The organism is Bartonella sp. MM97QHHN (assembly GCF_042194285.1).
In the GTDB taxonomy this organism is placed as follows: domain Bacteria; phylum Pseudomonadota; class Alphaproteobacteria; order Rhizobiales; family Rhizobiaceae; genus Bartonella.
On the sequence record NZ_JBHIMS010000008.1, the window covers coordinates 1 to 8,464 of the forward strand.

Below are 8,464 nucleotides of genomic sequence, written 5' to 3' on the forward strand. Positions count from 1 at the left end.
TGCTAACGCATCCGCAACATTGCCATAACTCTTCTCTTCATCTTCTCCATCAGAGTTGACTGTTTTTAGCTTGAAACTTGGGACACTCCATTTGCCATCATCATCATAGCCTGCACCACCACCAAAATAGGTCGCAAACATCTTATTCATGGAATAAAGTTGTGAACCATTCACCGCATCCGTCGATGCTTTTGAAACTGCACCTTCCTTAACTCCAGAGAGTGTCCGCGCTGCACTATCAGTGTTTGCAATACTGATGCTCGTACCGCCTTTTTCACCTCCAATGCTAATAACATGCGTCTTTTCGTCTTGTTTAACTAAGCTATCGCCAACAACTTTGTTAATTTCTTTATGAATATTCGTGAAAGACGTCCCTACTCCTGCTAACGCATCCGCAACATTGCCATAACTCTTCTCTTCATCTTCTCCATCAGAGTTGACTGTTTTTAGCTTGAAACTTGGAGCACCCCATTCTCCCTTATCATTATAGCCGGCTCCTCCACCAAAATACTCCGCAAACATCTTATTCATGGAATAGAGTTGTGAACCATTCACCGCATCCGTCGATGCTTTTGAAACATCACCTTCCTTAACACCTGAGAGTGTCCGCGCTGCATTATCACTGTTTGCAATATTGATGCTCGTACCGCCTTTTTTACCACCAATGCTGATGACATGCGTCTCATCATCTTGCTTAACTAAGCTATCACTAATAACTTTGTTAATCTCCTTGTTAATCTCGTTATGAATATTCGTGAAAGACGTCCCTACTCCTGCTAACGCATCCGCAACATTATCATAACTCTTCTCTTCATCTTTTCCATCAGAGTTGACTGTTTTTAGCTTGAAACTTGGAGCACCCCATTCTCCCTTATCATCATAGCCTGCACCACCACCAAAATACTCCGCAAACATCTTATTCATGGAATAGAGTTGTGAACCATTAACCGCATCCGTCGATGCTTTTGAAACATCACCTTCCTTAACACCTGAGAGTGTCCGCGCTGCATTATCACTGTTTGCAATATTGATGCTCGTACCGCCTTTTTTACCACCAATGCTGATGACATGCGTCTCATCATCTTGCTTAACTAAGCTATCACTAACAACTTTGTTAATCTCCTTGTTAATCTCGTTATGAATATTCGTGAAAGACGTCCCTACTCCTGCTAACGCATCCGCAACATTATCATAACTCTTCTCTTCATCCTTGCCATCTTCCTTAACAGTCTTAACCTTGAAAGTGGGAGCGGTCCAGTTTCCATCATCATTATATCCAGCTCCTCCACCAAAATAGGTCGCAACCGTTTTATTCATGGAATAAAGCTGTGAACCATTCACCGCATCACTTGAGGTTTCCGAAACCGTTCCATCATGCACTCCGGAAAGAGTACGTTTCGTACCATCAGTGTTTGCAATATTGATGCTTGTACCGCCTTTTTCACCTCCAATGCTAATAACATGCGTCTTTTCATCTTGTTTAACTAAGCTATCGCCTACGACCTTGGTAAGCTCTTTTTTTACATTTGTGATAGAAGTACCTACACCCTCAAAGGCGGAAGCTACATCAGTATAGCTCTTCTCTTCATCCTTGCCATCTTCCTTAACAGTCTTAACCTTGAAAGTGGGAGCGGTCCAGTTTCCATCATCATTATATCCAGCACCTCCACCAAAATAGGTCGCAAACATCTTATTCATGGAATAGAGTTGTGAGCCATTAACCGCATCACTTGAGTCTTTAGAAATATCTCCATTCGCAAGATACTTAATCTTGCTGTTGCTTTTGCTATTTTCTTCTCCATGCAAGGCTACAAAAGCTCCCTCTTTCTCACCCCACATCAACGCATTCTGCTTAATGTTTTCAGTAACCGCCGTATTGCTTTGTGTAATCTCTTTATGAATGTTCTGGAAAGAATTACCTACACCCTCAAAGGCTTCCGCAACACTTGCATAGCTCTGCTCTTCAACATCACTACCATCTTCCTTAACGGTCTTAACCTTGAAACTTGGATCTGTCCACGCTTCACTCTCATACTTGGCACCTCCGCCAAAATATTTTGCTGTATGCTCAGCAACCTTAGTAACATTTTTATTGGTTGTAAAAAGCTGTGAACCATTCACCGCATCCGTTGAGCTTTCTGAGAGTGTTCCAGCACTCACTCCGGAAAGTTTCCGCGTTGCATTTTCATTGTTGAGAATACTTACTTCCGTACCGCCTGCTGCCTTACCTATGGTGATAACACCCGATCCCCCCGCACGAAGACTACGACTTAACGTCACCTCTTCTTCTTGCTTAACAAGGATACTGTCTCTTACATCGACAATCTCATCATTAAGTGTGGTGAAAGCACTGTTAACACCTTCAAAAGCAGCAGCAACATTATGATAAGTCTTCTCGTCACCTTCTGTACCATCAGCATCAAATTGTGCAACTTTGAAATCAGGTTTCGTCCATTTGCCATCCTCATACTTAGTTCCGCCACCGAAATATTCCGCAAGGGAACTGTTCGTAGAATAAAGCTGAGATCCATTAACAGCATCCGTTGAGTTAGCAGCAACATCTCCATCCTTAAGAGACGTGATCTTGCTGTTGCCTTTTTTCTCTCCTTCTCCATGCGTCGCTACAAAGGCATCCTCATCCTTGCTCCACGACAACGAATCCTGTGCAACTCCTTGTGAAACTTCCTTAATACGAGCGTTCACATTCTTGATACTCGTATCAATGCCTTCAAAAGCTGTACCAACATCTTTAAATTCAGCTTCTTCTTCCTTACCGTCTTTAGAAACCTTAGATAATTTATAGGTGGGTCCCGTGAAAGCACCATTTGTAAAAGCTGTACCACCACCTAAAAACTTCGCAACATCTTCAGAGAGGGTATGAATTTGTCCACCATTAATGGCATCACGTGAATCCTTTGTAAGGCTGCCAACAGCTACATTATGAAGAGCAACGGGCTTAGCATCTTTACCTTTCCCCAACGTCACACTTTCATAATTAATGGTGTTTTCTTCATCTGTACCTTTATCATAAAGAACAACTGCTGAATCGTCAGATTGAAGATTATCAGAGAGATCTTTTAAACCCTTATCAAGTTGACCTTTATTAACAGCTTCATTGTCATTCGCCGCTTCCTTTACACCGGAAATAACCCGATCAGCACCACTCTTATTTGCAATATTGATTGTAGCACCATCTGTCTCCGCACCAATCTTGATAGTCTTGCTGTCTGTATCCTGTTTAACTAGGCTATCACCTACAACCTTGGTAAGCTCTTTTTTTACATTTGTGATAGAAGTACCTACACCCTCAAAGGCGGAAGCTACATCAGTATAGCTCTTCTCTTCATCCTTGCCATCTTCCTTAACAGTCTTAACCTTGAAAGTGGGAGCGGTCCATTCACCATTCTCATACTTGGCACCTCCGCCAAAATACGTAGCAACCTTATCACCTAATGAATAAAGCTGAGAACCATTAACCGCATCACTTGAGTCTTTAGAAACAGTTCCAGCCTGAAGAGACGTAATCTTGCTATTCCCTTTCGTATCTCCTTCTCCATGCTGCGCTACAAAAGCTTTATCCGCTTCACTCCAATTCAAAGAATCACTTTTAACGATTTGAGCAAGACCTTTGATCTCTTTATCAAGCTGCCCTTTGTTAACCGCTTCGTTATCATTTTCTGCCGCCTTCACACCAGAAAGTGTCCGATCTGTACTCGTATTATCTGCTATACTGATTGCAGCACCACCTTTTCCAGAACCTATGTTAATAAGTTTTGTATCATTATCTTGCTTAACAAGGCTATCGCTTACAACTTTGTTAATCTCTTTGTGAATATTCGTGAAAGATGTACTTACGCCATCTAACGCATCCGCAACATTATTATAAGTTTCCTCTTTCGAATTGCCTGTATCATCGAATTTCTTAACCTTGAAACTTGGGGCAGTCCATTCACCTGCATCATCATAGCCTGCACCACCACCAAAATATTTCGCTGTATGCTCAGCAACCTTAGTAACATTTTTATTGGTTGTAAAAAGCTGTGAGCCATTAACCGCATCCGTTGAACTTTCTGAAAGTTCACCAGTACTCACACCGGTAAGTGTCCGTTCCTTACCTTCATTGTTAAGAATACTTACTTCCGTACCGCCTGCTGCCTTACCTATAGTGATAACACCCGATCCCCCCGCACGAAGACTACGACTTAACGTCACCTCTTCTTCTTGCTTAACAAGGATACTGTCTCTTACATCGACAATCTCTTCATTCAGAGTGGTGAAAGCACTGTTAACACCTTCAAAAGCAGCAGCAACATTGTGATAAGTCTTCTTGTCACCTTCTGTGCCATCAGAATCAAATTGTGCAACTTTGAAATCAGGTTTTGTCCATTTGCCTTCCTCATACTTGGTATTACCACCGAAATATTCTGCAAGGGCTGTGTTCGTAGAATGGAGCTGTGAACCATTCACGGCATCGGTTGATTCCTCTGAAAGTTTACCATTTTCAAGAGAGGTAATTTTGCTATTTTTTTTATCCTCTTTTTCTCCATGCTGCGCACTAAAGGCATTTACATCCTTGCTCCATACCAAAGAATCCTGTGCAACTCCTTGTGAAACCTCTTTAATCCGTGCATTCACATTCTTGATATTTGCATCAAGAGCTGAAAAAGCGGTTCCAACACCTTCATATGATTTATTTGTTACATCACCCTCTTTAGAAACTGTCGATAAGTCATAGCTGGGAGCTGTAAAAGTGCCATCAGCACTAAACGATGCTTTGCCTCCTAAAATTTTTGCTAAACTCGCAGCTATGGTATTAATCTGTCCACCCGTAACCGCATCGCTCGAACCCGCCACTAGAGAACCATCAGCCAGCGATGTGACCTTGCTGTTTGTCTTTTCACCTTCTTTTCCATGCAAGGCTACAAAAGCATTACTCTGATTACTCCATGATAAAGAATCCTGTGAAACTCCTTCTGAGACNCGTCAGATTGAAGATTATCAGAGAGATCTTTTAAACCCTTATCAAGTTGACCTTTATTAACAGCTTCATTGTCATTCGCCGCTTCCTTTACACCGGAAATAACCCGATCAGCACCACTCTTATTTGCAATATTGATTGTAGCACCATCTGTCTCCGCACCAATCTTGATAGTCTTGCTGTCTGTATCCTGTTTAACTAGGCTATCACCTACAACCTTGGTAAGCTCTTTTTTTACATTTGTGATAGAAGTACCTACACCCTCAAAGGCGGAAGCTACATCAGTATAGCTCTTCTCTTCATCCTTGCCATCTTCCTTAACAGTCTTAACCTTGAAAGTGGGAGCGGTCCATTCACCATTCTCATACTTGGCACCTCCGCCAAAATACGTAGCAACCTTATCACCTAATGAATAAAGCTGAGAACCATTAACCGCATCACTTGAGTCTTTAGAAACAGTTCCAGCCTGAAGAGACGTAATCTTGCTATTCCCTTTCGTATCTCCTTCTCCATGCTGCGCTACAAAAGCTTTATCCGCTTCACTCCAATTCAAAGAATCACTTTTAACGATTTGAGCAAGACCTTTGATCTCTTTATCAAGCTGCCCTTTGTTAACCGCTTCGTTATCATTTTCTGCCGCCTTCACACCAGAAAGTGTCCGATCTGTACTCGTATTATCTGCTATACTGATTGCAGCACCACCTTTTCCAGAACCTATGTTAATAAGTTTTGTATCATTATCTTGCTTAACAAGGCTATCGCTTACAACTTTGTTAATCTCTTTGTGAATATTCGTGAAAGATGTACTTACGCCATCTAACGCATCCGCAACATTATTATAAGTTTCCTCTTTCGAATTGCCTGTATCATCGAATTTCTTAACCTTGAAACTTGGGGCAGTCCATTCACCTGCATCATCATAGCCTGCACCACCACCAAAATATTTCGCTGTATGCTCAGCAACCTTAGTAACATTTTTATTGGTTGTAAAAAGCTGTGAGCCATTAACCGCATCCGTTGAACTTTCTGAAAGTTCACCAGTACTCACACCGGTAATTGTCCGTTCCTTACCTTCATTGTTGAGAATACTTACTTCCGTACCGCCTGCTGCCTTACCTATAGTGATAACACCCGATCCCCCCGCACGAAGACTACGACTTAACGTCACCTCTTCTTCTTGCTTAACAAGGATACTGTCTCTTACATCGACAATCTCTTCATTCAGANGTCACCTCTTCTTCTTGCTTAACAAGGATACTGTCTCTTACATCGACAATCTCTTCATTCAGAGTGGTGAAAGTACTGTTAACACCTTCAAAAGCAGCAGCAACATTGTGATAAGTCTTCTTGTCACCTTCTGTGCCATCAGAATCAAATTGTGCAACTTTGAAATCAGGTTTTGTCCATTTGCCTTCCTCATACTTGGTATTACCACCGAAATATTCTGCAAGGGCTGTGTTCGTAGAATGGAGCTGTGAACCATTCACGGCATCGGTTGATTCCTCTGAAAGTTTACCATTTTCAAGAGAGGTAATTTTGCTATTTTTTTTATCCTCTTTTTCTCCATGCTGCGCACTAAAGGCATTTACATCCTTGCTCCATACCAAAGAATCCTGTGCAACTCCTTGTGAAACCTCTTTAATCCGTGCATTCACATTCTTGATATTTGCATCAAGAGCTGAAAAAGCGGTTCCAACACCTTCATATGATTTATTTGTTACATCACCCTCTTTAGAAACTGTCGATAAGTCATAGCTGGGAGCTGTAAAAGTGCCATCAGCACTAAACGATGCTTTGCCTCCTAAAATTTTTGCTAAACTCGCAGCTATGGTATTAATCTGTCCACCCGTAACCGCATCGCTCGAACCCGCCACTAGAGAACCATCAGCCAGCGATGTGACCTTGCTGTTTGTCTTTTCACCTTCTTTTCCATGCAAGGCTACAAAAGCATTACTCTGATTACTCCATGATAAAGAATCCTGTGAAACTCCTTCTGAGACTTCCTTAATACGATCGTTAACGGTTTTGATATTCTCATCAAGTCCTTTAAAGGCTGTTTCAACACCTTCATACGATTTATTTGTTACATTACCCTCTTTAGAAACTGTCGATAAGTCATACGTTGGTCCTGTAAAGTTTTTGCCATCAAAGGATACAGCGCCACCTAAAATCTTTGATAAATCCGAAGCTATGGTATTAACCTGTCCACCCGTGATTGCATCATGTGAATCCTTGGCAATCTTACCATCAGCAACATTATGGAGACCTACAGCTGTCTTATCTTTACCACCTAAAGTCACACTCGTGTAATTAATGCCGCCATTATCACCATCTTTTTTATCGTAATGAACAACGGCTGAATCATCAGACTGAAGGCTGGTAGAAAGATCCTTCAGACTTTTATCAAGCTGACCTTTGTTAACAGCTTCATTATCCTTTGTTGCTTCACCAACACCTGAAATTATCCGATCCGCACCAGTCTTGTTGGCTATATTGATTTCACTGCCTTCTACTGCAGCTCCAATAGTGAGACGATGTGTTGTTTGGTCTTGCTGAACAAAGCTTTCGCTTTCTACTTTGTTAATCACATTATTAACCTGTTCAGTCAATTTATTCTGAACATTTGTGATAGAAGTACCTACACCTTCAAAGGCAGAAGCTACATCAGGATATTCTTTGTTTTCTGTTTCGCCATCATCCTTAACGGACTTAACAGTGAATTTAGGAGCAGTCCATGCGCCACTTTCATATTTAGCGCCACCACCTAAATACTTAGCTATATTCGTGGCTACAATTGTAACATTTTGATTTGTAGTAAACAGCTGTGAGCCATTAACCGCTTCATCTGAATTTGCACTGAGATCGCCACCTAATAAACCGGAAATTTTCCGTTTCTCATTATCTTTATTCAGAATGCTGACTTCATTGCCACCAGTTCCTTTCCCAATGGTAATAACACCTGTTCCCCCTGCACGAAGACTACGCGCTAATCTATTTTCTTCTTCTTGTTCTTGCTTAACAAGGATACTATCTCTTACATCAGCAATTTCATTATTTGTTGCAAATAACTGTGAACCATTCACCGCTTGTTGTGAAGTCTCAGTGAGTGCTGCAGCCTTAACTTTCTTTATCTCTTTACCTCCAGCATCAATACCATCGGTCGTTATTTTGGGGCCTCCAGAAATCACTAAGCCTGTTGCATCTAGGGCAGTTGTGCCTGCCTTTAAGCTCGTTAATGTAACATCCTTAGCTAAATCAAATTTTACATTATTATCTTTATCACCTTTTGTAATGTTAAGATTTGTACTTCCAGTGGAAAAATCTACTCCGCTATCCATAATGACTGTTTTAGCATTTTTACCGTCAACAGATAGTTTCCAACCATTTTTTCTTACGACATCTTCTAAGTCTTGCAATTGTCTTAGATTCACTGCGTCTGCATCTTCACTACCAGCCGCTACACCTGTAATTTGTCGTGTTTTGCCA

At 41.4% G+C, this 8,464-nt stretch carries 1 protein-coding gene and 2 pseudogenes; all 3 read right to left on the reverse strand.

Features of this window, described 5'->3' with window-relative positions; all coding sequences use genetic code 11:
• Window positions 1-4,917: pseudogene (locus ACFIJW_RS00135) on the reverse strand (hypothetical protein); the annotation flags it as partial.
• Window positions 4,918-4,919: 2 nt separating this feature from the next.
• A complete protein-coding gene (locus tag ACFIJW_RS00140) occupies window positions 4,920-6,146 on the reverse strand; it encodes a hypothetical protein (RefSeq protein WP_375632675.1) in 1,227 nt (408 codons plus the stop codon).
• Window positions 6,147-6,195: 49 nt separating this feature from the next.
• Window positions 6,196-8,464, reverse strand: a pseudogene (locus ACFIJW_RS00145) (hypothetical protein); the annotation flags it as partial.